The following is a 22803-nucleotide window of genomic DNA, read 5'->3' as shown; positions in this document are numbered from 1 at the left end:
CCACGGCCTTATTGCGCGGCCTTCAACACCGGCTTGCGCGTGCCCAGGGCGAGTTGATAACGCTGGTGCAGGGCCTGCACCTTGGCGATGTATTCCTGGGTTTCGCGATACGGCGGCACGCCGCCATAGCGCGCGACCGTGCCGATGCCGGCGTTGTACGCGGCCGCGACCAACATCAGATCGCCCTTGTAGCGCCGCATCAGGGCCTTGAGGTGGCGGGCGCCGGCGTTGATCGATTCGGTCGACGAGAACGGGTCGAGCACGCCATATTCCTTGGCGGTCTCCGGCATCAGTTGCATGACCCCTTGCGCGCCCTTGGACGAGACCGCCTTGGCATCGAAGCCACTCTCGGCATGGGCGATCGCGCGCAGCCAGGCATCGTCGACGCCGCTGGCCTTGGCCGCGGAACGGAACTGCGCCGGGAATTTATCGAGCTGGGCCTTGCCGACCTTGCCCAGGCCCGGATGCGCCGGCTCGCCGGGCGGCGTTTCCACGGTGAAACCCATCACCCGCACCGAACCGGGCAGCTTGCGCGTGCTGTACACGGTCTTGCCGTCCTGCTGGCGTTCGTAGAGGTTGCCGTTGATCACGCCCATCTCGCCCCACAGATTGGGCAGCTTGGCGGCGTTGTCGTCGAACTCCTTGGCGACGCAGCGCGAACCGGGTTCGGGCGCGGTGGCGAGGCTGACGGTGCCGTCGCGCACGCAGCGATACACGGTGCGCGCCTGCGCCTCCGCGGCCAGCGCGAACAGGACGACGGCAGCGACGACACGCAGGGCGGCGGACGGACGGGTGTTCATTCGCCGCGATTCTAGGCCCGCCGGCGGCCCGCGCCAGCGCCGAAGGTCAGGGCGGCGGCGCTGGGTTCACGATTGCCAAGATCGCGTTCAGCCACGAAAGCGGCTCGAACCCGGATCGCCCCTGGCGACCAGGCCGGCGCAACAGAAAGGGCGGCCTCGCGGCCGCCCTTCTGCGTTGGCTGGGGACGGCCATCGCTCGCGATGGCCGTCGTCCTGGAATCAGGTGCCCGAACCGTCTCCGCTCGCCGGCGGAGCGGCCGCATCGGCCGGGGCGGCTTCGGCCGCCGGTGCGCTCGATGCCGCCGGCGCGTCGGTGGTCTCGCCCTTGCTGGCGCAAGCGGCCAGGCCGAGCACGCTGATAGCGGCCAGGCCGTACAGTGCGGTGCGAATGGTGGTCTTCATGGATGCGGTTACCTCCGGTGTCGTGTGAATCGAATCGATCGGATCGGTTGGATCGTCGTTGCTGCAACGCGTGCCGTGGTTCGTAGGCACGGACTGCACACTGCGGTCATCGCCATGAACGAAAACGCGCCGCGAAGTCCGCCGGCTACGTTTCTTTAACCAGCCCGCCGGCGATACGCGTTAGGCGCGGCCCGATGAACCGGCGAAAACGTGCGTCAGGCCTCATTCGTGCCTTCGGCGATCGCGCGACCGCGACTGAACGCAACAAAACGTTTACGAACCGGGCGCGCATTCGGCGCAGCTCGACGCTCCTCGATCGCATGGCGACGTTCGCACGCATCGGCCGGACCCCGCTGCGACCCGGCCCAGCCTGCTTATGCGCTTCGCTCCGGCCCACATGCCGCAGTGCGGATTGAAAGCGGCAGGCCGCAGGCACTAAGGTGCGACGAGATCGGCGCCGCATGCGGTCCGCCGCACCGCCACCGAGCGAGGGGAACCACCGTTTGAGCCAGCCGACGCCGCACGCGCCCGTTTCGTCCTCGCCCGCCGCCGCGGCCCCTGCTCCGGACGACGGTCGCCCCGGCACCGTCCGCGCCGTCAGCCGTTGGCAGATCGTCGGCCTGTCCATCAACGACGTGATCGGCAGCGGCATCTATCTGTTGCCGGCCACCGCCGCCGCCCTGCTCGGCCCGGCCAGTCTGTGGGCAGTGTTGCTGGCCGGATTCGCGGTGGCCCTGCTGGTGCTGTGCTACGCCCAGGCGGCGAGCTATTTCGACCAACCCGGCGGCGGCTATCTCTACGCCCGCGAGGCTTTCGGCCCCTTCGCCGGTTTCGAGGTCGGCTGGATGCTGCTGGTCACGCGCATCTCGACCGCGGCCTCTCTGAGCAACGGCCTGGCCGAGGCGGTCGGGCTGTTCTGGCCGGCGGCGAAAGGCGGGGTCGCCCGCGTGGCGGTGGTCGCCGGCTCGCTCGGCCTGTTGGTGTTGATCAACGTCATCGGCGTGCGCACCGCGGCGCGGGCCGGCGTGGCCCTGGCGATCGGCAAGCTGCTGCCGCTGCTGTTGTTCGTCGCCATCGGCGCGTTCTATTTCGATGCTTCGCTGTTGTCCTCGGACACGCCGATGCCGATGGATCACCTCGGCGAGGCGGCGCTGTTGTTGCTGTTCGCCTATGCCGGCTTCGAAAACCTGCCGGCGGCCGCCGGCGAATACCGCAATCCGCGCCGCGACGTGCCGTTCGCGCTGCTGACCATGATCGTCCTGGTCACCATCATTTATTTCACCGTGCAGTTGGTCGCGCTGGGCACCTTGCCGGGCATCGCCCAGTCGTCGAGCCCGCTCGCCGAAGCCGCCGCGCATTTCAGCGGCACCGGCTTGGCGCTGGTGCTGACGGTCGGCGCGGCGATCTCCATCCTCGGCACCAACAGCAATACGGTGATGATGGGCCCGCGCTATCTGCTGGCCTTGTCCAAGGATGGTTACGGGCCGCGCGCCCTGTCGGCGATCCATCCGCGCTTCCACACGCCGGCGCGTGCGGTGGTGCTGCTGGGCGTGGTCGCGCTGGCGCTGGCGCTGACCGGTTCGTTCCAGCAACTCGCCCTGCTCTCGGTGGTGGCGCGCCTGTGCACCTACATCGGCACCGCGGTGTCGGTGCTGGTGCTGCAGAAGCGTCATGGCAAGAGCGAAGGCGCGCTGCAACTGCCGGGCGGCCCGATCATCCCGATCGCGGCGATCGTGCTGTCGCTCGGCCTGCTCGCCAGCGCCAGCACCGCCAACCTGATCGCCGCGGCGATAGCGCTCGCGGTCGGCGCGGTGATCTACAAGTTCCGGCGCAAGCCCGAGGCCTGAGCCGCAGACACCGCACGCCGGCGGTTCGCCGCCGGCACGGCGCAGCGCAACAACCCGGGCGCGAACAAGAACCGCGCCGCGGCATCGGTATGGCACCCGCAGCAGCGCTTGACCTCGACATTACTTTAGGTTTTAAGCTGCCCGGCATGTTCCCCAACCACCGACCTGCATGCATCCCAACATCAAACTCGCGCTGATCTACGGCAGCGCGCGCGAGGGCCGCTTCTGCGACGTCGTCGCCGAATGGACCCAACGCCATATCGACCGATACGGCGGTTTCGAAACCGTACCCATCGATCCCGCCGACTGGCCCTTGTCGGGTCGCGTCCTGCGCCAGGACGAAGCGCAACTGCAACAGTTGCGCCAGCGCCTGCACGCCGCCGATGCCTTCGTCATCGTCACGCCCGAATACAACCACGGTTACCCGGCGCCGCTGAAGGCGCTGATCGATGCCTGCTACGAACCCTGGCAGGCCAAGCCCGTCGCCTTCGTCAGCTACGGCGCCAGTTCGGGCGGCCTGCGCGCGATCGAGCAACTGCGCCAGGTCTTCGCCGAGCTGCACGCGGTGACCTTGCGCGACAGCGTCAACCTGGTCAGCGCCTGGCGCCAGTTCGGCCCCGACGGCGAACTGCACGAACCGCTCGCCGCGGGCAAGGCCATGACGACCATGCTGTCGCGGCTGAGCTGGTGGTCGCAGGCGCTGCGCGATGCGCGTTCGGCCACGCCGTACGAAGCCGCGGCCTGAGCTCGCTTATTGCAACGGCGGCGCCGGCGGCGGCGCGGGCGCGGGCGCGCCGTCCGGCAACTGCATGAGCTGGCGTTGCAGATCGAACAGGATCGCGGCATCGCCCGGCTGCCATTCGCGCGCTTCGTTGCCGCGGAAACGGCGATGGAACGCCGCCAGCGCCGCCCCGGGGTCGCGCAGGTCGTAGCCGACCAAACGCAACGCCGCCCAAGCATCGAAACCCGCGGGCGGTTCTGCAGGCATGGCGCGCGGCCACAAGCCGAAGCCGGCCTCGGCCAGGCGCCGCCACGGAAACAGCACGCTCGGGTCGGTCTTGCGCGTCGGCGCGAGGTCGCCGTGAGCGACGATCGCATGGCGTGGAATGTTCAGGCGCCGGGTCAGGTCGTCGAGCAGGCGCAGCAGGCTGTCGATCTGGGCCTGCTCGAAAGGTTCGCTGCCGTCGTTGTCGAGTTCGATGCCGATCGAGGCCGAATTGAGATCGTTGATCTCCCCCCAACTGCCGGCGCCGGCATGCCAGGCGCGCATCGTGTCGGCGACCAGTTGATAGATGCGTCCGTCGGCGCCGATCAGGTAATGGGCGCTGACCCGCCCCTGCGAGTTGCGCGTCTGCAGGGTCAGCAAGGCGCGCTCGGCGCTTTCCATCTGGGTGTGGTGCAGCACGATGAGCTGCGCGCCGCGCTCGTTGTAGTTAGGCGAAGCCTTCCACTGCGCGAGCGGATTGTGCGGCGGCGCGGTCGCGCAGGCGCCCAGGGCGAGGATCAGCGCTGCGGCGCACGAATGCAGCGGACGACGATAGGGCATGGACACGCGGTGGCGCTCGTGAGGCGATCGATGCGCCGATGATCGCGCGAGCCGGCAATCGCGGGCAAATGCTCGCGAGTGCGGCAAGATCGCGCCTCAGGCCGATTCGACCGCCTATTCATCCGCTGCGGCCTGCGCTTTGGTGACGCGCTCGCCAAAACGCCGGTACACGGGCGCCTACAGTGGCCGCCGGCATGGGCACTCCCCGCGCCCCGGCGCCGCCGGACCAGCGTGCCGCGCGGCGCCGGACGATTCGTCACGACCATTCGCCACGACAGGAGGATCACGCATGAAGCGCAAAGGTTTCGGACTCGTCGCCGCATTCGCCTTGGCCGCGTTCGGCTTCGGTTTCGGCATCGCCCAGGCGGCCTCGTCGGCGCCGGCCGACCAGGCACTGTGCAGCTACAAGATTTGTCAGGACCGCTGCGGCGGCATGCCGGGTTGGTACCCGGGCAATGGCCAGCCCTGTCGTTGCTGCGATTGAGCCGCGATAGCGACTAAAGCAGGCGATTGACGCAGGCGCTTGCCGCGCGGGTCGATCCGCGCGGCAAGCGGCCGATTACATCGTCGGCCGGCCTTGCTGGCGCAGCAACTCCGGATCCTGGCCGCGGGCCTCTTGTTCCTTGCGACGCTGCGATGCGGTCTTGCACACGCGCTCGACCCGGTTGCTGCCGATCGGCCGCACGCGCTCGCAAATCAACTTCTCCTCGTCGCTGCGCGCGGCCTGCGCGATCCAGGCCAGGTCGCCATGCGCACTCTCGCGTTCGCTCTCGCTGAGGTCCTCGTAACGACGGCCTTCGAGCAGCTTGACCAAGCGCTCCTGGCGCGTCGTCAGTTCCCTACGGGCATTCGCGTCGAGGCCGCCATAGGCGCCCTTGCCGGTCTCGACTTCGGTGCGAATCTGCTTTTGCTGCTCCAGCACGCCCTGTACTTCGAACGGTGCCCGGTCGGGCGAAGCCGTGGCCGTCGCGCAAGCCGCGGCCAGAATCAAGGTCGATAGAATCTTTCGCATGGTCCCTTATGCCTCGTCGATAACGGCGCGGACGCCGCGGGGCGACGAACCGTCCGGTTCGCCTTCCCTGTCATGGATGGTCGATGCCGGCGCCATCGCACATCGACGCCCGGCGTCCCGATCCTAATCGGGACGCCGGGCACACTCCATAGACTTTCGACCTAGGCGATTGTCCTAATCGGGCGGTTCGTCCGAAGATCCCGGCCGGCTCAGGGCTTCAGCCAGTTGTTCGACACCGCCAGCATCGACAGCAGCTTGACGCTGTCGCCGTAGTAGTCGCTGGGGCCGCTGGAGACGGTGTAGCTCCACAGTTTGTCGAGCCAGGCCTGGGCATTCGGGTCGACGGTCGCGGCGACCGCGAACGGCGCGGTGAAGAACATGCTGTTGTAGTTCTCGACCACCTGGCCATCGAGGCGATAGCCGCTGCGCACGCGGTTGGGATCGTTGCCGGCCTTGACCCGGATCCACTGGCTCAGCTTGCGCGCGGCGCTGCGCGAACGGCTGTCGCCGCTGACCGCGGCGTCGATGCCGATCCGCCACGGCACCCGTCCGGCGTTCCAGGAGTAATAGCCGTCGGTGTCGGCTTCGAGGAAGTTCGCCGGCGCCGGCTTGGCGGTCGTGTTGGTGTTGACGATGAAGTCCGGCACCAGGCCGGTGTTCGGCGCGTAACTGGTCTGCATCGTCGACAACAGGTTCTGGTGTGCGCCGAGCACGCCGGTCCAATAACTGTCGCCGAGCTTGCTGGCGAAGGAGCGGAAGTGGCCGAGCATCCAGTCGGAACTGCGGGTGGCGTAGTAATGCTTCGGCGTGTCGGTGCTGACCCAGTCGCCCAGGTTGACCAGCTTGGTGGTGGGATTGACGTTGCTGCGGCGGATCGCGGCGATCACCTTGCGCGCTTCGGCGGCGTAGTTGATCGCGCCGCTCGAACCCCATTGCAAGTCGGCCAGCAGCAGGGCGTAGGCGATGTCGAGGTCGCCGTCGGTGGCCGAGTCCGGGTCGAGGATGTTGTTGCAACTGGCGTTCTGCGCCCAGGCCAGCAGGTCGCTGTCGTTGGAACTCGGATGGCCGCGGTTGTAGCGGTGCAGGCCGTCGAACAAGGTCTGTGCCTGCGGGTCTTCCCCGGCCATCATCACCGTGATCAGCATGCCGTAGCCCTGCCCCTCCGAGACCACGTAGGCGTCCTCGGTAGCGGCCTTGACCCGATACTCGCCGGCCTTGCAGGCCGGAACGAGGTAGCGCTGCTTCCAGGTGCGATAGAACGAGGCCGTGGACTGGTCGGCCGCGGCGCGGCCGACGCTCGGGCTCAGGGTGCCGCTGGCATAAGCCTGGCGATGACTGCCGAACGGGAAGTTGGGTGCGGCCGCGGCCGAGAACGCGGCGGTGGTGGCGACGGCGAGAGCGAGCGATTGCAGACAGCGTCGCAGCGAGGTGTGGCGCGTCGTCTTCGTGTGCACTGACATGGGTGTCTCCGAAGGTGGGGAACGAAGGCCTGGCGGGAACCGCGCGCGCACTTCGCCATTCGCCGCTCCGATTCGCCGGCGCGGCATGGCTGGTGTTCGATGAGCGGATCGAGTGCGGGCGCGGCGGCGTTACGCGTCCGACAACGCGCGATGCACCGCGCCGGACGCAGACCGAGGCTAGCGCGCGGTGCAGCGCAGCATTCGTTCAGACGTGACCGCGCGCGTGAATGCGGCGGGCAGGCTTCGCAGATCGACGATCGTCGTAGGCCTAGAGATAACTCAGCCAGCGATCGCGGCGCCGCGCCTTGACCCCGGCGAACCAGCGCGACAGCGGATACAGCGCCGCCAGCACGCCCAGCCACAGCCCGAATACCGCCGGCAGGCTCACCCCCCAACCCGATTCGGCGATGCGCCCGGCGTTGCCGAGAATGCCGACGAACACCGCCGCCGGAATGCCGCTGGCGACGCCGACCAGCAAGGCCAGGCCGTGCACGAGATAGATATGCAGCAGGTAGGTGAACAAGGGCGTGCGGCCGAATGCGAGCAGCACGCGCCGTAACCGACCCGCGCAATGCTCCAACGCCAACATCGCCAACAGCGATACGCCGAGCGTGACCAAGGCATACAGCAGCGAAGGCGGGTACTTGGAAACGTTGACGAAGGCCATCGCATCGAAGAGCGGGTCGGCCTGGCGCTGCCACGCCGAGGGATCGCCGAAGCCGGTGCCGGCACGCAGGATCGCGAACGCCGCCAGCATCGCCAGCGCGAGCGCGGCGACGACGCGCCGGCGCCGCGGCGCATCGAACAAGAACAGCGGGCCGAGGCCATAGCCGAGGCAGAGGATGCCGACCCAGGGCAGTGCCGGATAGGCGACGAAGCCTTCGAGACCGGACACCGCGCCGGGCCGCATCGCCAAGGTCCACAGCGGCGCCAGCGCCCCCCATCGGCTCGGGTCGAATCCCGCCAGCAAACCGTGCCCGGCGATGATGACGATGCCAAGCGCAAGCACCGCCGTGCGCGGCAGCCAGATCAAGGCCGCCATCGAGACCATGCCGACGCCGATCGCCCAGATCACCTGCAGGAACAGGAACGGCCAGACGAAGTTGAAGCCGAACACGATCACGGTCAGTTCCAGCACGATCAGCCACAGGCCGCGGCCGAGCAGGAACCGTGACTGCGCCGGACGCGGATAAGCGCCGCCGGCCTGTTGCAGGAAGATCGACACGCCGGCCAGCAGGACGAAGCTGGGCGCACACAGGTGGGTGACCCAGCGTGTCGCAAACAACAACGGCGTGGTCTTGGCCAGGTCGGTCGGACTGAACACGAACGCCTGCCAGTGGAAGTAGTCGCGCACGTGGTCGAGCACCATCAACGCGATCACCAGACCGCGCAGGGCATCGACCATGTCCAGGCGCGCTGCGCCGAGGCGGGGCGGGCCGAGAGCGGATGAGGGCGAATCGGCATCGGGCCGATCCGATGCGGCGACGGTAGACGGCGTACTCGGCATGGCGGCGGCTTCCGATGGCCTGGCCGCGAGCATAGCGCCTGCGCGGGCCCGCCACCGGCACCGGCCGCACCGTTACCGCGGCCCTGGCCGGCGCCATCGCGGCGCCGGCCAGACCGGTTTACTCCTTGCGGATGGCGTGGCCGCCGAATTCGTTGCGCATCGCCGCCAGCAGCTTGTCGGCGAAGGAATCCTTGTCGCGCGAGCGCAGGCGTTCGAGCAGCGAAGCGGTGATCACCGGCGCCGAGACGTTGAGATCGATCGCCTCGGCGACGGTCCAGCGGCCTTCGCCCGAGTCTTCGACATAGGGCGCGATGCCGTCGAGCGAAGGGTTCTTGGCCAGCGCGTCCGAACTCAGGTCGAGCAACCACGAGCGCACCACGCTGCCGTGCCGCCAGATCTCGGCGATCTGGTGCAGGTCCAGGCCGAAGTCGGCCTTGTGCCCCATGATCGCGAAGCCCTCGGCATAAGCCTGCATCAGACCGTATTCGATGCCGTTGTGGACCATCTTGGTGAAGTGGCCGGCTCCGCTGGGCCCCACCCGGCCCCAACCGCGATCCGCGGCCGGCGCCAGCGTCTCGAGGATAGGACGCAGGCGTTCGACCGCGGCTTCGTCGCCGCCGATCATCAGGCTATAGCCTTCCTTGAGGCCCCAGATGCCGCCGCTGGTGCCGGAGTCGACATAGTGCAGACCGTGCTCGGCGAGTTGGGCGGCGCGCCGCATGCTGTCCTTGTAGTTGGAGTTGCCGCCGTCGACCACGCTGTCGCCGGGGGCGAGCAAGGGCAGCAGTTCGGCCAGGGTCGAGTCGACCACTGCGCCGGCCGGCACCATCAGCCAGACCGCGCGCGGCGCCGGCAAGGCCGCAACCAGTTCGCGCAGGGAAGCAGTCGCCTCAATGCCGCGCGTCACCGCCTGCTCGCGCGCCGCCGGACCGGGGTCGAAACCGACCACTCGATGTCCGCCGCGCACCAGTCGTTCGGCCATGTTGGCGCCCATGCGCCCCAGACCGACCATGCCCAGATCCATGATGTCTCCTTTGTTGTATTCGGACGGCAGACGCCGAAATCCATCGGGTTCCGGTGCGCGTTGGCGACCGGGTCGACGCCATTGTCGCGTCTGCGATGCAAATCGGGTGTGATCGCCTAGAAGATGGACGCAAAGCGAAACGTCGCAATCGCAGCATGCGCAACGCTCCGGTCCAGCATCGACACGACCTGGCATCGACACGAACCTCGGCGCCTCATCGATCGCATCGGCCCGATCGCGCCGCCGATGCGGCCATCTAGTCCTTGCCGGTCTTCGCCCGCTGGCGCATCTGCATCGCCTCGAACACCGCGATCGCCGGCGCGCTCGGCTGGTCGACGGGGATGTCGTGCGAGCTGTTCTCGATGATGACCCGCTTGCCCAGGCGCGTGGTGCCGATCAAGGCGGTGTGGGTCTGTTCGCGGGCCGCGCTGAGGGACTGCTGGTCTTTCGGCGAGGCGCCCGGATAAGGCCGGTCGGCGCTCAACACGATCACCGGCTTGCCGTCGTGGCGTTCGCTCTTCGGCACCGGCCCGTCGTACAGCGCGCCGCGGTGTTCCGAGGCCGAGATCAACCCGGCCCAGAACGCCGGCTTGGAACGCCAGGCGAGGATCGCCGCATTCAAGCGTTCGCTGTAGTTCGGATTCGGCCCACGCAGACAGGACTTGAGTTCGGCCGGCGGCGTCGCGGTCAGCCGACCGTCCCGCGCGCCCTGTTCGCAGCTGCGGTACATCGCCAGCATCTTCGGCGCGATCTCGGCTTCGCGTTGGGCATAGCCGGGGGAAAATTCGGCGACGTTCTGCACCGGCGGGTCGACCAGCACCAGCGCCGCCACCTGCTTGGGATAGCGCTCGTCGAAACGGCGCACCACCTGGCTGCCATAGGAATGGCCGATCAGGATCAACGGTGTATCGAGGTCGGCCGCCTCGATCAAGGCATGCAGGTCGGCGACGTCGGCATCGAGATCGCGCGGCAGCGGGCCGGGGTCGCTGTAGCCGACGCCGGCGCGGTCGTAGGCGCAGACGCGGTTGCGTTCGGCGATCAGCGGCTGCGCCTTGGCCCAGGACAGCGAATCCGCAGCGAAACCGGCGTCCAACAGGACCGTCGGCTCGCCCTGACCGCTGCAGCGCAGATTGAGATGGCGCCCCTTGCCGATGTCGACCCGCTGCGCGGGTTCGGCGTAGGCGTCCAAGGCCAGATCCGGAACGGCTTTCGCTGTCGGCCCGGGCGGCGCATCGGCCGCGCCGGCCGCCCAGGCCACGGTCGCCAGCAGCGCCGTCGCCAGCCTGCCGCAGGTCTTGTTCGGACTGCTCATTACCGCCCTCGCCTTCGGTCAATGAAGCGGCGATGGTAAGCAGGAGTGCGCCGCAGCGAGATGGGGGCCGCGGCGGCCGAGACAGATGCGATTCAGTTCCGCAGCACTGCCCGGATGCGCCGACGGCAGCTGCAAAAAATATTTTCGCGAACGTGTCGATCCGGCGGTCGCCGGTTCGTCGTCATTACAAGAGCGCGGCTTCGCAACACGCTACGACACCGGACGGCCGCCGCTTCCCATAACGACATCCCCAGGAGATACCCCGATGCGCTTCATGATGCTGATGATTCCCAAAGGTTACGAATCCGCCGCAGCCGGCACCTTGCCGAGCGCAGAAGCGGTCGAGGCGATGATGGCCTACAACCGCGAATTGCAGGAGGCCGGCGTGTTGATCGCGCTCGACGGCCTGCACCCTCCGTCGATGGGCGCGCGGGTCAGCTTCGCCGGCGGCAAGCCCAAGGTCACCGACGGCCCGTTCCCGGAAGCCAAGGAAGTGCTGGGCGGCTACTGGATGATCGATGTCGCCTCGCGCGAAGAAGCGATCGCCTGGGCCACGCGCTGCCCGGGCTCGGACAACGAGACCATCGAAGTGCGTCAGGTCCAGGAGATGGAAGATTTTCCCGAAGACGTGCAGCAGGCCGCCGCAGGCTTCGAGCAGTTGCAGAATCGCGGCATCCTGAGCCCCATCCCTTCCCTCTAAACTTAAGCAGACACCCGCATGTTCAAGATCATCTTGCTCGTCATCGTCGTACTCGTCGTCGTGTTCGCCATCATCGCCGCCCTGCAGCCATCGAAGTTCCGCATCGCCCGCAGCATCGTCGTCGATGCGCCGCCCGCCGTGGCCTTCGCCCAGGTCGAGGATTTCCGCATATGGCCGGCGTGGTCCCCGTACGAGAAGCTCGACCCCAACCTGCAGCGTCGTTACGAAGGCCCGGCCATCGGCGAAGGCGCGATCTACGATTGGGCCGGCAACAAGGACGCCGGCGAAGGCCGCGCGACTGTACTCGAAAGCCGGCCCGGCGAACGCATGCGGATCCAGCTCGCGTTCCGCAAGCCCTTCCAGGCCACCAACCTCGCCGAGTTCGCCTTCAAGCCGGTCGGCGACAAGACCGAGGTGACCTGGTCGATGAGCGGCGAGAAGAACTTCATGTTCAAGGCGGTGGGCTTGCTCATGAACATGGACAAGGTGCTCGGCGCTCAGTTCGAGGACGGCCTGAGGCAACTCAAGAGCATCGCCGAAGGCCAGGCGCGCGCCTGAGCGCGCCAGTCCGGCAACGGATTACCCACGAAGGCCGCCGCGATGCGGCCTTCGTCGTTTCGCGCTCCGATCAGGCGATCTCGCGACCCGCGCCGGCTTGCCAGATCCGGTACCAGTCCTCGGCATCGAGCTCGATCGACAGCGCCGCGACCGCATCGCGCAGGCCCTGGACGCGGCCGCTGCCTGTGATCGGCCACGGCCGCGACGGATGCCGCAGCAACCAGGCATAGGCCATCGTCGCCACCGAGGCGCCGTAGCGTTCGCCGAGCGCGGCCAACACCTCGTGCACGCGTACGGCCTGGGCATCGCCCTGGCTGAACAAACGCCCGCCGCCGAGCGGCGACCAGATCATCGGCCGCATTCCCAGGGTCTGGCATTGGTCGAGCGTGCCGTCGTCCAGCGCCGCCAGATGCAGCGGCGAGAGTTCGACCTGGTGCGTCGCCAGCGAATGCCGCGAATGCAGCAGCGCCAGTTGCGACGGCGAATGATTGGACACGCCGACCTGCAGGACTTTGCCGGCCGCCTTGAGCTCGTCGAAACAACGGCCGAGCGCATCGGCGTCCATCAACAGGTCGGGGCGGTGGATCAACAACAGGTCGAGGCGATCGGTGCGCAGCGCGCGCAATGAATTCTCGACCGAAGCAATCACGTGCTCGGGCGAGGTGTCGTAGGACTTGACCCGGTGCGACGGGCGTTGCGCCGAAGTCAACTTGATTCCGCACTTGCTGACGATCTGGATGCGCTCGCGCAATCCGGGATTCGCCGCCAGGGCCTCGCCGAACAAGGCCTCGACGCCGTAGTCGCCGTAGATGTCGGCGTGGTCGAAGCTGGTGATGCCGAGATCCAGGGCCGCGCCGATCCAGTGCAGGCGTTGCTGGACGTCGAAATTCCACTCGGCCATGCGCCAGGCGCCGGCGACGATCGGAGACAGGAACGGATCCGGATGGGACATGGGCGGGGGCCGAAGTCGAAAGACCCCAGTCTAGGGGGTCGCCCGCGGCGGCAGAAGTCCGCACCGCCTCGGCGATCAGGCCGGCTGCCGCTCGACCAGTTCGCCCGCGCGCGCATGCACCTCGTCGAACACCGCCTCGAGACCCGGGTGGACACCACGCACGCCGGCGACGACCTGCGCCGACCAATCGAAATAATCCTGCTTGCGTTGCGCCGGCCAATCCGCCGGCGGTTGCGCGAGCAGATCGCGCAAGTTGCAGATCTTGTCGGCCAGCTTGATCAGCTGGGCCTCGCGCGACAGCTGCGGCGCGTGCTCGATCTGCAGGCGCTTGCGCTCGGCCTTGGGCAGCGACTTGTCGTCGCTGACCTCGAGCACGATGGCGGCGATACGCGCGCCGAACGCCGCTTCGATCTCGGCCGCGCTGGTCTGCGTGTCCTCGACGGTGTCGTGCAACAAGGCCGCGCACAAGGCGTTCGCGTCGTCGACGCCGCCTTCGTTGGCCAGCACGTCGGCCAGGGCGATGGGGTGATTGATGTAGGGCGAGGCCTCGGCATCGCGGCGGCGTTGATGGCGGTGGCGCTCGGCCGCGAAGGCGGCGGCGCGAATCAACAATCCATGGGTCGTGTGCATGAGCTGCTCCTTGCAGGTCTCCGCCCAGCGGCTCGCGCCACGCAGCATCGGCTGCGCGGCGGGAATCGGAAAGGGGACGGCGACGGGTCGTTCGCGGGCTGCGAACCGGCACGGCCGCTGCGGCCATTATAGACCGCCGCAGCCGCGCCGGTCCCGGCGCAATGTTTCCGCTGAGAAACGCTTGCGCGCCCTCGCTGCGCTTACGTAGCCGCGACGGCGGCGAGCGCCTCGATCTCGAACAGCATGCCGTCCAGCGCCAGTCTCGGCACCGGAATCAGGGTGCAGGTCGGGCGGTGCTCGCTGCCGAAGGCCGCGGCCAGTTCGGCGCCGAACGTATGCAGGCGCGCTTCGCTGTGATCGACGATCAACACGGTCAGCTTGACCACGTCCGACGGCGATGCGCCGGCCGACCTCAACGCGATGACCAAGTTGTGCATGGCCTGGCGCACCTGCGCCTGGAAATCGTCGGCGAGCGCGCCGTCGGCGGTTTCGCCGCCCTGCCCGGCGACGAACACCCAGCGCACCGCGCCGGCGACTTCGGCCACGTGCGAGTAACCATTGGGGGCGGGATCGTAGAGACCGGCCGGGTTGCTGAGGATCAGGACCGGCTTCGGGTTTGCAGCGTTCATTGCGATTCCTTCGATGTGGGGTTATCGAGCTGCGGTCGATCGCCGTCATATTCAATACGACGGTCAGTGCGGCGCTTCGACTCGCTCTCTAGCTCACGACGATTCACTGCATCGGTCTGTGACATCCGCCGGCTCGGCTGGTCTCGTCAGCGTGGCCATCGGCCTGCATCGATGGCTGGATGCAGACGAAGCCCGCGCCTTCTTTGCTCCCTTTGGTAACGGGGCCACGCCCGAAGCGCACGAAGCCCGGCACGCCGGCGCGTGGGGATTTGCTTCAGCCGATGAGGCGACAGAGAGAGCAAGAGCAAATCCCCCCCGCCCCCCTCAACAAAGGGGGAGTGCGGTGTGGATCGGGCAGCGTGGCGTCGGGCAGGAGCCTGCGTCCCGACGAAGGTTTCAGGGCCTGTCGCCGACATTCAGCGCAAAGCCTTCGTCTAGCCAACCGGTGATTCCGCCGGCCATCAGCTTGACCGCCAGGCCCAGCTGAGCGAGGCGCACCGCCGCGCGCGCCGCGCCGTTGCAATGCGGCCCGGCGCAATAGACCACGAACAGGGTCGAGGGCGGGTACGCGCTCATCTTCGAGGCGATGATCTTGCGGTGCGGCAGGCTGATCGCGCCCGGCAAATGGCCTTTCGCGTAAAGCGCGGGGCTGCGCGCGTCGATCAGGACGAAACCGGGCGCGCCCGATTGCAAGGCTTCGTGGGTATCCCAGCAATCGGTCTCGAAGGCGAACTGCGATTGAAAGTGCTGCAGGGCCAGCTCGGACGCAGCGGCAGGGATCTCGGTGACGGCGTTGCGCATGGCGGGTTCCGGGAAACGATGGGAGGAGGTGCAGCCATTGTCGGCGCGGCCGGCTCCGGCCACTATTGGCAGGAATGCCAAGCATCGATCAAATCATGCCGAAGTCGACACCCCGCCCCGGCCCCACCAACCCGCGCGTCGCCGTACTCGCCTACGACGGCCTGTGCGCGTTCGAATTCTCCTGCGCCGCCGAGGTGTTCGGTTTGGCGCGGCCAGAACTCGGCGCGGGCTGGTACCGCTTCGAGACCTGCGCCGCGCAACGCCGCCCTTTGCGCGGCCAGTACGGGCTGAAGATTTCCGCCGATGGCGGACTCGACCGCCTGGTGCGCGCCGGTACGGTGATCATTCCCGGTTGGAGTTCGATCGATGCCGCGGTGCCGACACGCATCGTCGAAGCGCTGCGCGAAGCCCATGCGCGCGGTGCGCGCCTGCTGTCGATCTGCTCGGGCGCGTTCGCGCTCGCCGCGACCGGGCTGCTCGACGAACGCCGCGCGACCACGCACTGGCGCTATGTGGACGCCCTGCGCGAGCGCTATCCGCGCATCCGTGTCGATCCGAATGCCTTGTACATCGACGAAGGTAGCCTGCTGACCTCGGCCGGCAGCGCCGCCGGCCTGGACTTGTGCCTGCACCTGGTACGCCGCGATTGGGGGCCGAAGATCGCCAACCACGTCGCCCGCCGCCTGGTGATCCCGCCGCACCGCGAAGGCGGCCAGGCCCAGTACATCGACCGCCCGATCGAGCGCGAGGCCGACAACGCGCTGTCGCCCTTGCTCGAACGCATGCGCAAGCGCCTCGCCGAACCGCTGCCGGTGGCGGTGCTCGCCGACATGGCCGCGATGAGCGAACGCAACTTCATGCGCCGCTTCAAGCAGAGCACCGGCATGACTCCGGCCGACTGGCTGATCCAGGCGCGCGTCGACCGCGCGCGCGAACTGCTCGAAACCACGGCCTGGGCGATCGACCGCATCGCCGGCAGCACCGGCTTCGGCAGTGCCATCACCATGCGCCATCACTTCCGCCGCAAGCTCGGGCTGAGCCCGCGCGATTACCGCGAGCGCTTCGCCCGCGACGCCTCAGCGGCTGCGAACCGCTAAGTCGCCCTAACCCGCATCGACCCGGTTAGTCGCGCAACACGCCGGCGGCCTCCAGCCAACCCCGCAGCCCCTCGCAGTCGCGATAGCGCAAGCCGCGCGCGCCCAGTGCCACCGCCGCGGCGACGTTGTCGGGGTCGTCGTCGACGAACAGCGCCTGCCGTGCCTCGACCCCGGCGCGGGCGAACGCCGCACGGAAGATCTCTGGCTCCGGCTTCAGCAAGCCGAGTTCGCTGGAGTTGACCACGGCGTCGAAGCGTTCGCTCAGCCCGTGCGTCTGCAGGTCGCGCGCCAGCCGCGTGGTCGCATTGCTGACCAGGACCAGGCGCAGATCGGGACGGCAGTCGTCGAGCAAGGCCATGACCTCGGTATCGAGCTGTCCGCAAGGCTGCGACCACTGCCCGACCGCGGCCTCCGCCTCGCTGCCGGGATAGCTCGCACGCAGGCGTTCGGCCACTTGCTCGCGCCATTGCTCGTCGGTGATGCGGCCGGCCAGCGCCTGGTCCAGCAAGGCCGGCACGAAGGCGATGCGCCGCAGGCTGCCGATCGGCAGGCCGTGGGCGATTTCGATCGCATCGTCGCTGGCCGGCCATCGGCGCAGCACGCCGTCGAAATCGATCAACAACGCCGCATAGCCCGGCGCCTGGGCCGTAGCGAGGCCGTGGTCGTTCATGCCGCGATTATCCGCGCGTCCGCGGCGACTCGCCACGGGCAGCGACGCGATGAATACGACGCGGCAAGCACGCGCCCGCGCGCGATCAGGCTTTGCGCGGCGGCATGCGAAACTTGCGCCCGCCCTTGAGCAGGCCCATGACCGCGTCGTGGCATTGCGTGCAATAGAAGCCGCGCTCCTGGCCCGAACGCGGGTCCAGGTTCTCGTGCGGCTCGACGCAGTCCGGCAGGTAGGGACGAATCGATTTCATGTCGAGCACCGCCGAGTAATACACCCATTCGCGGCATTGCTCCGACCAGGCCTGGCCGCGAAAGCCGACCGCAATGCCGGCCGCGGCCAGGGCGTGTTCGAGCGGGCGCAGATGTTCGCAGACCATGCTGCGATCTTGCCCGACCGCGGCGGTGAGTGTAAGCCGCGGCGCTCAGTCGGCCGGATGCGCCGGATGCGCCTGGATCTGCCGCGACAATGCCTGCTCGAAGGCCCGCCCTTCGTCCAGACGGCGGTCGATCTCGGCCATCGGCAGCCAACGCCCTTGCGCGAACACGCCGGCGATCTTGGCGACGTTGTGGAGGTCGGCCAGCGGGTCGGCGTCGAGCAACACCAGATTGGCGCGCTCGCCCTCGCGCACCGCGCCGCTGCCGCCTTTGGGGTCGAACAGACGATGCGCGTTGATCGAGGCCGCGCGCAGCACCTCGATCGGGCGCAGGCCGATCTCGCGCAGTTCGATCATTTCCTGCTGCACCGAGACGCCGAAGACCAGGCCCGGCAGGGACGCATCGGTGCCGACCGTCAGCGGCACGCCGCGTTTCCACAACTGCCGGGTCAGCACGCGGGCGAAGTCGTAGCCGGCCGAGAAGGTATCGGCGCCGTCCTGGTCGCGAAAGGCCTGGCTCAGGTAGCGGTTGGCCGGCGGCGCCCAGTCGATGCGGGTGACCGGATCGACGCGCGCCGCCCAATCGCCCGGCACCGGCGGCACCGCGCGCTGCACGTACATGCCGACGATGGTCTTGAGCGTGACCAGGGTCGGCGTGACCGCGATCTTGCGTTCGGCGACCGCATCGGCCAGCGCGTCGAGGTCGCGCGGCGCCAGATCGGAGCCGATGCGCGCGTAGCGGGTCAGCTCTTCGCTGTGGGCGATGTTGTCCATCGGATGGGCGAAGGCGAAGGCGCGGTCGGCGCAGCTCGCGCAACCCAGCTCGGGCAGATGGCCGCTGGTGATCATGCCCTGCCGCCCGGCCTCGTCGACGACCGCTCGATAAGTCTCGCGATTGAGGAACTGATAGGGCTTGATGAAATCGTAGCCGCGCTCGCGCGCCTGGCGCACCGCCGCGGCGCCGTCGGCGGCAGTGGTCGGCGCCTCCGGCTTCGAGGCCGGCACCGTTGCGGCCGGTTGCACAGAGACCGCAGCGCGCGGGCCGTTGATGCGCTTGCCGACATACAACTGCGGCCCGGCGATACGGCCGGCGGCGATTTCCTCGCGCAGCCACAGCAGGTCTTCGTCGCTGCGCGCGCCACCGCCGAGATTGGCCGCGCCGGTCACCCCGGCCTTGAGCAAGCCGAGCATCACCTGGCGGTCGTAGCGATGCGCCGACCCAAGATCGATCGTGGAGATCCTCGGGTCCTTGCTGTCGCGGATCGCGCCTTCGTTGGCGAGGTGCACGTGCGCATCGACGAACCCGGGCACCAAGTACTTGCCGCGTCCGTCGATGGTGGTCGCGCCATGCGCTTTCGCCTTCGCGCCCGGTGCCAGGATCCGCACGATGCGGCCGTCGCGGATCAGCACGCTGCGGTGCGGCAGCACCTCGTCGGTATCGGCCGGGATCACGGTGACGTCGGAGACCAGCCAGGTGCCGGCCGCTTGCGCCGGGGCCGTGTCGGCGGCGCCGGCGGCGGTCGCGCCCGCAGGATTCGTGGCCCCCAAGGTCAAGGCCAACAAGTAAGCGATCATTCCCGACTCCTGGCTCGTTCTCGTGCCGATGATCCGTCGACGATAGTAGACGGCCGATCCGGCGGCATCGGCCGCAGGTCGCACGCGGACCGGCACGCCCGCGCCAACGACAGATGCACGGACCGGCGCCAGGGTTGAAAGCGCTCGCCACCCTAGCTCTCGCCACCCTAGCTCCCTCCGCCCCTCGGTTCGGCCGCATCCGCAAGCGCTCGCCCCGGCTGCCGCGAAAACGGCGGGCGGCGGTCTCGGATATCCTCCTGTCCGGAGCTGCGCCTCCGCTTTCTCCGGCAACAGGTTCGAGTCATGCAACACGCCACTCATCGGGTTCATCGCAACGGATTCATCGCGTCGACCGAGCGGGCACCGTCGTGAAAGACAAGATCGTCGTCTTCACCGGCGCCGGCGTCAGCGCCGAGAGCGGGCTCAAGACCTTCCGCGACATGGGCGGACTCTGGCACGAGTACCGCCTCGAAGACGTCGCCTCGCCGCAGGCCTGGCAACGCGATCCGGCCACCGTGCTGCGCTTCTACAACGAGCGCCGCAAGGGCGTGCTCGCGGCGCGACCGAACGCCGCCCACCTGGCCATCGCCCGGCTCGAAGAGAAGTACGAGGTCGTGGTGATCACCCAGAACATCGACGACCTGCACGAACGCGCCGGTTCGTCGACGGTGATCCACGTGCACGGCGAAATCCTCAAGGCGCGCAATACCGTCGCGCCGGAACGGATCTATCCGCTCAAGCGCCCGCTGATCGAACTCGGCGACCTGTGCGAACGCGGCAGCCAGCTGCGCCCCGACGTGGTCTGGTTCGGCGAAGCCGTGCGCCACATGGACGAGGCCGAGGCGCATTTCTCGGCCGCGGCCAAGGTGCTGGCGATCGGCACCTCGTTGAGCGTCTACCCGGCCGCCGGCCTGGTCGCGTATGCCCCGTTCTCGGCCGAGCGCTGCTTCGTCTCGCCCGAGCTGCAGGAGGTGCCTCGCGGTTATCGGTTCCTGCAAGGCACGGCGACCGCGGTGGTACCGCCGTTGGTCGAGGAATGGCTGCGCTGAGCGCGAGTCGATAACCCGCTGATCGATAGATAGCCGGCTGATCGATAGCCGGCCGGCAGACCCTCATGGCCCCGTCCGCCAGGTAATCGCGACCGTCCACGCAGAACCTGCGCCGCCGTATGGATTCGTCGCGCGCGACCTTCTAGACTCGCTGAATGCGCGTCTCCCTACTCGCCGAACGCAGCATCTCCGCCACGCCCGAGGCGGTATTCGCCTTGGCCCTGGATCCTGAGCGCTTCCCGGCCCTGTTCGAAGGCTACGGCCCGATTCCCGGCCTGCGCCGCATCACCCCGCTGGCGCCGCCCGCGGTCGGCAGCATGCGCACGCTGGAGAACCAGGACGGCTCGCGCCTGATGGAGCGCATCACCGCCTTCGATCCGCCGCGCCGCCACGCCTATACCCTGAGCGGGTTCCGCGGGCCGCTGGCCTGGCTCGCGCGCGAAGGCCACGCCGACTGGACCTTCGCCGCCGAATCGATCGAGCGTTCGGCCGGCACACCGACCTCCACCCGCGTGCTTTGGCGCTACGACTTCGAGCTGACCAATGCCCTGGCCTGGCCGTTCGCCTGGCCCTTGCTGCACGGCTTCATGCAGGTGGCGATGCGGCAATGCCTGGAACGCATGGCCGAGGCCCTGGAAACCGCCTGGCGACGGGAGCGCGATTGATGCAGGAGTGGATACTGCTGGCGATGGCGCCGGTCTTCCTGCTGCTGATCGGCGTCGAGGCCTGGTATTGGCGCAAGCGCCGGCCGGAGCAATACAGCCTGCGCGACACTCTTTCGAACGCGGCGCTGGCGCTGATGCACCAGGCCAGCGACGCCATCGCCTGGCTGCTGGTGATCGGCCTGTACTACGCCGTCTACGCCCACCGCCTGTTCGAACTGCCGCCGGCGTCGTGGTGGACCATCGCCGGCTTGTTCGTCGCCCAGGATTTTTTCTATTACTGGTTCCACCGCAGCAGTCACCGCGTGCGCTGGCTGTGGGCCTCGCACGTCACCCACCATTCTTCCGAACGGCTCAACCTGTCGACCGCGTTCCGGCAGAGCCTGACCTATCCGATTTCCGGCATGTGGCTGTTCTGGCTGCCCTTAGCCTGGATCGGTTTCGAGCCCCGTCATATCGTCGCGGTGGTCGCGATCAACCTGGGCTTCCAGTTCTTCGTCCACACCCAGGCGGTCGGCAAGCTCGGCTGGTTCGAGAAAGTCTTCAATACGCCCTCGCATCACCGCGTCCACCATGCGCGCAACCCGCAGTACATCGACCGCAATTACGCCGGTGTGCTGATCGTCTGGGACAAATTGTTCGGCACCTACACCGAGGAAGACGCGGACGTGCCCTGCGAGTACGGCATCGTCGGCCAGGTGCGCGGGCACAACCCGATCCGCCTGACGTTCCACGAATGGGTCGCGATGTTCGGCGACGCCTGGCGCGCGCGCGATCTGCGCGGTGTGGTCGGACAGTTGTTCGGGCCGCCGGAGCGGGCGCTGTCGCATACGCAACCGCGCGACTGACGGCGCCCTGCCGTCCGACTCCGGCGGCGACGCTCAACGACCGCCGGGCGAAAGTCCGAAATAGGCATAGGCCGCCGACACCGCCAGACCGAGCCAGGCCTGGCCGTGGGTGGTCAGCACCGGCAGCCCCTTCGGGTGGTACAGCCCGACCATGAAGGCGGTCAGCCCCGCGCCGATCCACACCAGCACGAACGCCACCGAGACGATGGTGACCGTGCGCACCGCGCCGACCGAAGCGCCGGAATCGAGCACGCGGGTTCCGGGCGCCTCGCCCGGCTTGGCGATCGCGAGCTCGGCGATGACCAGCGCCGACACCAAGCCGCCGATCACCGAAAACGCCTGGGCCATGCCGTCGTTGAACACCGTGCAGTTGGGGGCGCCGCCGCAGTTCACCACCTCCACCGCCACGGTGATGAGGTGGACGTAGACGCCGAGCAGGATCACCGAAATCAGGCCGCCGAAGATCCTGTGCATGGTCCACTCCTGCTCGGGCGCCTGGCGGCGCGATCTGGTCGACAGAAGGGAACCTACGCAGGGCGGGCACCCGGCGCGGCATTGCGCGATGTCTCGGCGGACCTGTCCGGCCGCCTGCATCCGCATTCCCCTGTCCGGCGCGACGACCGCCGCGCCTACCTGATCGAACGCAGTCGCGGCGCGGTGTAGGCCACCATGCTTCGCAATGGGGGCTGGTGCTCAGTCGTGGGTGTCGCCGGACAAGGGCGTGGCGCGCATCGAGGTGCGCTGCTCGAACGCATCGAACCAGGCGACCAGGCGCGGGCGCCCCTCGCGGAAGTCCGGCAACTCGCGGAATTCGAGCCAGCTCAGCGCGGTGGCGACGGCGATGTGGCCGACGTGGACTGGTGCATCGACGTCCAGCTCCTGTTCCAGCCAGTCGTAGCTCTCGATCAGTTTCTCGGTATAGCCGTCGCGCAAGGCCGGATAGCGCAAGGCTTCCGGACGGCGCACGGTTTCCCAGCGCACCTTGATGCCGGCGTCGGCCAGGCCCTGCGCGACCGCCTGCCAGCGCAGCGCATGCCAGCGCGCCTCGCCCTGCGCGGGAATCAGCGGCCGGCCGTCGTGCAGGGTGTCGAGATAGGCGCAGATGATGTCGGAATCGAAGATCGCCGGCTCGCCGGCGCGGATCAGCACCGGTACTTTGCCGAGCGGGTTCTGCGCATACACCGCTTCGTTGCGCAGGGTCGGGCTGGTCTCGTGGTGCACGACCTCGATGCGCCCGGCCAGGCCGGCTTCGTGGGCGAACACGAGGGCCTTGCGCGCGTACGGCGAGTGAGTCTGATAGAGCAGTTGCATGAGGAGGCCTTTACGGGATGACCAGGTGAGTGAAAGAC

26 protein-coding genes are annotated in these 22803 nt (G+C 68.2%); 9 read left to right on the top strand and 17 right to left on the bottom strand.

Annotation, left to right across the window (positions count from 1 at the left end; translation table 11 throughout):
• Positions 1 to 8: 8 nt before the first annotated feature.
• Together ACTJJK_RS09265 and ACTJJK_RS09260 are read right to left on the bottom strand one after the other, a co-directional pair.
• Entirely contained in the window at positions 9 to 800 is a 792-nt protein-coding gene (locus ACTJJK_RS09265) for a lytic transglycosylase domain-containing protein (RefSeq protein WP_031371976.1), read from the bottom strand.
• A gap of 219 nt (positions 801 to 1019) precedes the next feature.
• Positions 1020 to 1202 carry a hypothetical protein gene (locus ACTJJK_RS09260; RefSeq protein WP_057916776.1) on the bottom strand — a complete coding sequence of 61 codons (183 nt, stop codon included), beginning with the start codon at positions 1200 to 1202 and terminating at the stop codon, positions 1020 to 1022.
• Between the two features lie 503 nt (positions 1203 to 1705).
• Between ACTJJK_RS09260 and ACTJJK_RS09255 the strand changes: the two genes are divergently transcribed.
• Both ACTJJK_RS09255 and ACTJJK_RS09250 read left to right on the top strand, forming a co-directional pair.
• Positions 1706 to 3049, top strand: coding sequence for an amino acid permease (locus tag ACTJJK_RS09255; RefSeq protein WP_051884931.1), 1344 nt, complete (start codon positions 1706 to 1708; stop codon positions 3047 to 3049).
• A 169-nt stretch (positions 3050 to 3218) separates the two neighbouring features.
• Positions 3219 to 3794, top strand: a complete 576-nt coding sequence (locus tag ACTJJK_RS09250) for an NADPH-dependent FMN reductase (protein WP_031371979.1) — start codon at positions 3219 to 3221, stop codon at positions 3792 to 3794.
• Positions 3795 to 3800: 6 nt separating this feature from the next.
• Here the strand turns inward: ACTJJK_RS09250 and ACTJJK_RS09245 are convergent, their stop codons facing one another.
• Entirely contained in the window at positions 3801 to 4595 is a 795-nt protein-coding gene (locus ACTJJK_RS09245) for an N-acetylmuramoyl-L-alanine amidase (RefSeq protein WP_031371980.1), read from the bottom strand.
• 289 nt (positions 4596 to 4884) lie between these two features.
• Here ACTJJK_RS09245 and ACTJJK_RS09240 point away from each other — a divergent pair, with 289 nt between their 5' ends.
• Positions 4885 to 5079 carry a hypothetical protein gene (locus ACTJJK_RS09240; RefSeq protein WP_031371981.1) on the top strand — a complete coding sequence of 65 codons (195 nt, stop codon included), beginning with the start codon at positions 4885 to 4887 and terminating at the stop codon, positions 5077 to 5079.
• Between the two features lie 75 nt (positions 5080 to 5154).
• On the opposite strand, the gene ACTJJK_RS09235 is transcribed toward ACTJJK_RS09240, so the two are convergent.
• From ACTJJK_RS09235 to ACTJJK_RS09215, 5 genes are all read right to left on the bottom strand, one after another.
• Positions 5155 to 5607 carry a hypothetical protein gene (locus ACTJJK_RS09235; protein ID WP_223621779.1) on the bottom strand — a complete coding sequence of 151 codons (453 nt, stop codon included), beginning with the start codon at positions 5605 to 5607 and terminating at the stop codon, positions 5155 to 5157.
• A 209-nt stretch (positions 5608 to 5816) separates the two neighbouring features.
• Positions 5817 to 7067: a glycosyl hydrolase family 8 gene (locus ACTJJK_RS09230; protein ID WP_051884933.1), complete on the bottom strand. Its 1251-nt coding sequence runs from the start codon at positions 7065 to 7067 to the stop codon at positions 5817 to 5819.
• A 268-nt stretch (positions 7068 to 7335) separates the two neighbouring features.
• The gene (locus ACTJJK_RS09225) at positions 7336 to 8574 is read right to left on the bottom strand and encodes a DUF1624 domain-containing protein (RefSeq protein ID WP_440730039.1); all 1239 of its coding nucleotides are present in this window, start codon (positions 8572 to 8574) and stop codon (positions 7336 to 7338) included.
• A 118-nt stretch (positions 8575 to 8692) separates the two neighbouring features.
• Positions 8693 to 9598, bottom strand: a complete 906-nt coding sequence (gene gnd, locus ACTJJK_RS09220; RefSeq protein WP_440730038.1) for a phosphogluconate dehydrogenase (NAD(+)-dependent, decarboxylating) — start codon at positions 9596 to 9598, stop codon at positions 8693 to 8695.
• A gap of 256 nt (positions 9599 to 9854) precedes the next feature.
• Positions 9855 to 10910 carry an alpha/beta fold hydrolase gene (locus ACTJJK_RS09215; RefSeq protein ID WP_031371986.1) on the bottom strand — a complete coding sequence of 352 codons (1056 nt, stop codon included), beginning with the start codon at positions 10908 to 10910 and terminating at the stop codon, positions 9855 to 9857.
• Positions 10911 to 11175: 265 nt separating this feature from the next.
• Here ACTJJK_RS09215 and ACTJJK_RS09210 point away from each other — a divergent pair, with 265 nt between their 5' ends.
• Both ACTJJK_RS09210 and ACTJJK_RS09205 read left to right on the top strand, forming a co-directional pair.
• The gene (locus ACTJJK_RS09210; protein WP_031371987.1) at positions 11176 to 11610 is read left to right on the top strand and encodes a YciI family protein; all 435 of its coding nucleotides are present in this window, start codon (positions 11176 to 11178) and stop codon (positions 11608 to 11610) included.
• Positions 11611 to 11628: 18 nt separating this feature from the next.
• Complete coding sequence (locus ACTJJK_RS09205; RefSeq protein WP_031371988.1) at positions 11629 to 12168, top strand: SRPBCC family protein; 540 nt, start codon at positions 11629 to 11631, stop codon at positions 12166 to 12168.
• 70 nt (positions 12169 to 12238) lie between these two features.
• On the opposite strand, the gene ACTJJK_RS09200 is transcribed toward ACTJJK_RS09205, so the two are convergent.
• The 4 genes from ACTJJK_RS09200 to ACTJJK_RS09185 form a co-directional block, all read right to left on the bottom strand.
• A complete protein-coding gene (locus ACTJJK_RS09200) occupies positions 12239 to 13120 on the bottom strand; it encodes an aldo/keto reductase (protein ID WP_031371989.1) in 882 nt (293 codons plus the stop codon).
• 75 nt (positions 13121 to 13195) lie between these two features.
• Positions 13196 to 13750: an HD domain-containing protein gene (locus ACTJJK_RS09195; RefSeq protein ID WP_031371990.1), complete on the bottom strand. Its 555-nt coding sequence runs from the start codon at positions 13748 to 13750 to the stop codon at positions 13196 to 13198.
• Positions 13751 to 13950: 200 nt separating this feature from the next.
• Positions 13951 to 14379 (bottom strand): RidA family protein, encoded by a 429-nt coding sequence (locus tag ACTJJK_RS09190; protein ID WP_031371991.1) that lies wholly within the window; start codon positions 14377 to 14379, stop codon positions 13951 to 13953.
• 396 nt (positions 14380 to 14775) lie between these two features.
• The gene (locus ACTJJK_RS09185) at positions 14776 to 15180 is read right to left on the bottom strand and encodes a rhodanese-like domain-containing protein (protein WP_031371992.1); all 405 of its coding nucleotides are present in this window, start codon (positions 15178 to 15180) and stop codon (positions 14776 to 14778) included.
• 95 nt (positions 15181 to 15275) lie between these two features.
• Between ACTJJK_RS09185 and ftrA the strand changes: the two genes are divergently transcribed.
• Positions 15276 to 16277 (top strand): transcriptional regulator FtrA, encoded by a 1002-nt coding sequence (ftrA, locus tag ACTJJK_RS09180; protein ID WP_031371993.1) that lies wholly within the window; start codon positions 15276 to 15278, stop codon positions 16275 to 16277.
• A 25-nt stretch (positions 16278 to 16302) separates the two neighbouring features.
• Here ftrA and ACTJJK_RS09175 read toward each other — a convergent pair whose 3' ends face one another.
• The 3 genes from ACTJJK_RS09175 to ACTJJK_RS09165 all read right to left on the bottom strand — a co-directional run bounded on the left by ACTJJK_RS09175 (position 16303) and on the right by ACTJJK_RS09165 (position 18895).
• Positions 16303 to 16947 carry an HAD-IA family hydrolase gene (locus ACTJJK_RS09175; RefSeq protein ID WP_440730037.1) on the bottom strand — a complete coding sequence of 215 codons (645 nt, stop codon included), beginning with the start codon at positions 16945 to 16947 and terminating at the stop codon, positions 16303 to 16305.
• 85 nt (positions 16948 to 17032) lie between these two features.
• Positions 17033 to 17323: a hypothetical protein gene (locus ACTJJK_RS09170; RefSeq protein ID WP_051884936.1), complete on the bottom strand. Its 291-nt coding sequence runs from the start codon at positions 17321 to 17323 to the stop codon at positions 17033 to 17035.
• Positions 17324 to 17368: 45 nt separating this feature from the next.
• A complete protein-coding gene (locus ACTJJK_RS09165; protein WP_440730036.1) occupies positions 17369 to 18895 on the bottom strand; it encodes an amidohydrolase family protein in 1527 nt (508 codons plus the stop codon).
• 368 nt (positions 18896 to 19263) lie between these two features.
• Here ACTJJK_RS09165 and ACTJJK_RS09160 point away from each other — a divergent pair, with 368 nt between their 5' ends.
• The 3 genes from ACTJJK_RS09160 (at position 19264) to ACTJJK_RS09150 (ending at position 21454) form a co-directional block, all read left to right on the top strand.
• Complete coding sequence (locus ACTJJK_RS09160) at positions 19264 to 19944, top strand: SIR2 family NAD-dependent protein deacylase (RefSeq protein ID WP_440730035.1); 681 nt, start codon at positions 19264 to 19266, stop codon at positions 19942 to 19944.
• A 155-nt stretch (positions 19945 to 20099) separates the two neighbouring features.
• The gene (locus ACTJJK_RS09155) at positions 20100 to 20609 is read left to right on the top strand and encodes an SRPBCC family protein (protein ID WP_051884937.1); all 510 of its coding nucleotides are present in this window, start codon (positions 20100 to 20102) and stop codon (positions 20607 to 20609) included.
• Positions 20609 to 21454, top strand: a complete 846-nt coding sequence (locus tag ACTJJK_RS09150) for a sterol desaturase family protein (protein WP_440730034.1) — start codon at positions 20609 to 20611, stop codon at positions 21452 to 21454. The genes ACTJJK_RS09155 and ACTJJK_RS09150 overlap by 1 nt, the downstream gene beginning before the upstream one ends.
• A 33-nt stretch (positions 21455 to 21487) precedes the next feature.
• Here ACTJJK_RS09150 and ACTJJK_RS09145 read toward each other — a convergent pair whose 3' ends face one another.
• Both ACTJJK_RS09145 and ACTJJK_RS09140 read right to left on the bottom strand, forming a co-directional pair.
• Positions 21488 to 21928, bottom strand: coding sequence for a hypothetical protein (locus tag ACTJJK_RS09145; protein WP_031372000.1), 441 nt, complete (start codon positions 21926 to 21928; stop codon positions 21488 to 21490).
• 219 nt (positions 21929 to 22147) lie between these two features.
• Complete coding sequence (locus ACTJJK_RS09140; RefSeq protein WP_440730033.1) at positions 22148 to 22765, bottom strand: glutathione S-transferase family protein; 618 nt, start codon at positions 22763 to 22765, stop codon at positions 22148 to 22150.
• Positions 22766 to 22803 lie beyond the last annotated feature (38 nt).

Source organism: Lysobacter sp. 22409 (genome assembly GCF_052045105.1).
GTDB classification, from domain to species: domain Bacteria; phylum Pseudomonadota; class Gammaproteobacteria; order Xanthomonadales; family Xanthomonadaceae; genus Lysobacter; species Lysobacter antibioticus_B.
The sequence above is the reverse complement of the archived record's forward strand: the minus strand, read 5'-3'. Positions and strand labels throughout refer to the sequence as shown.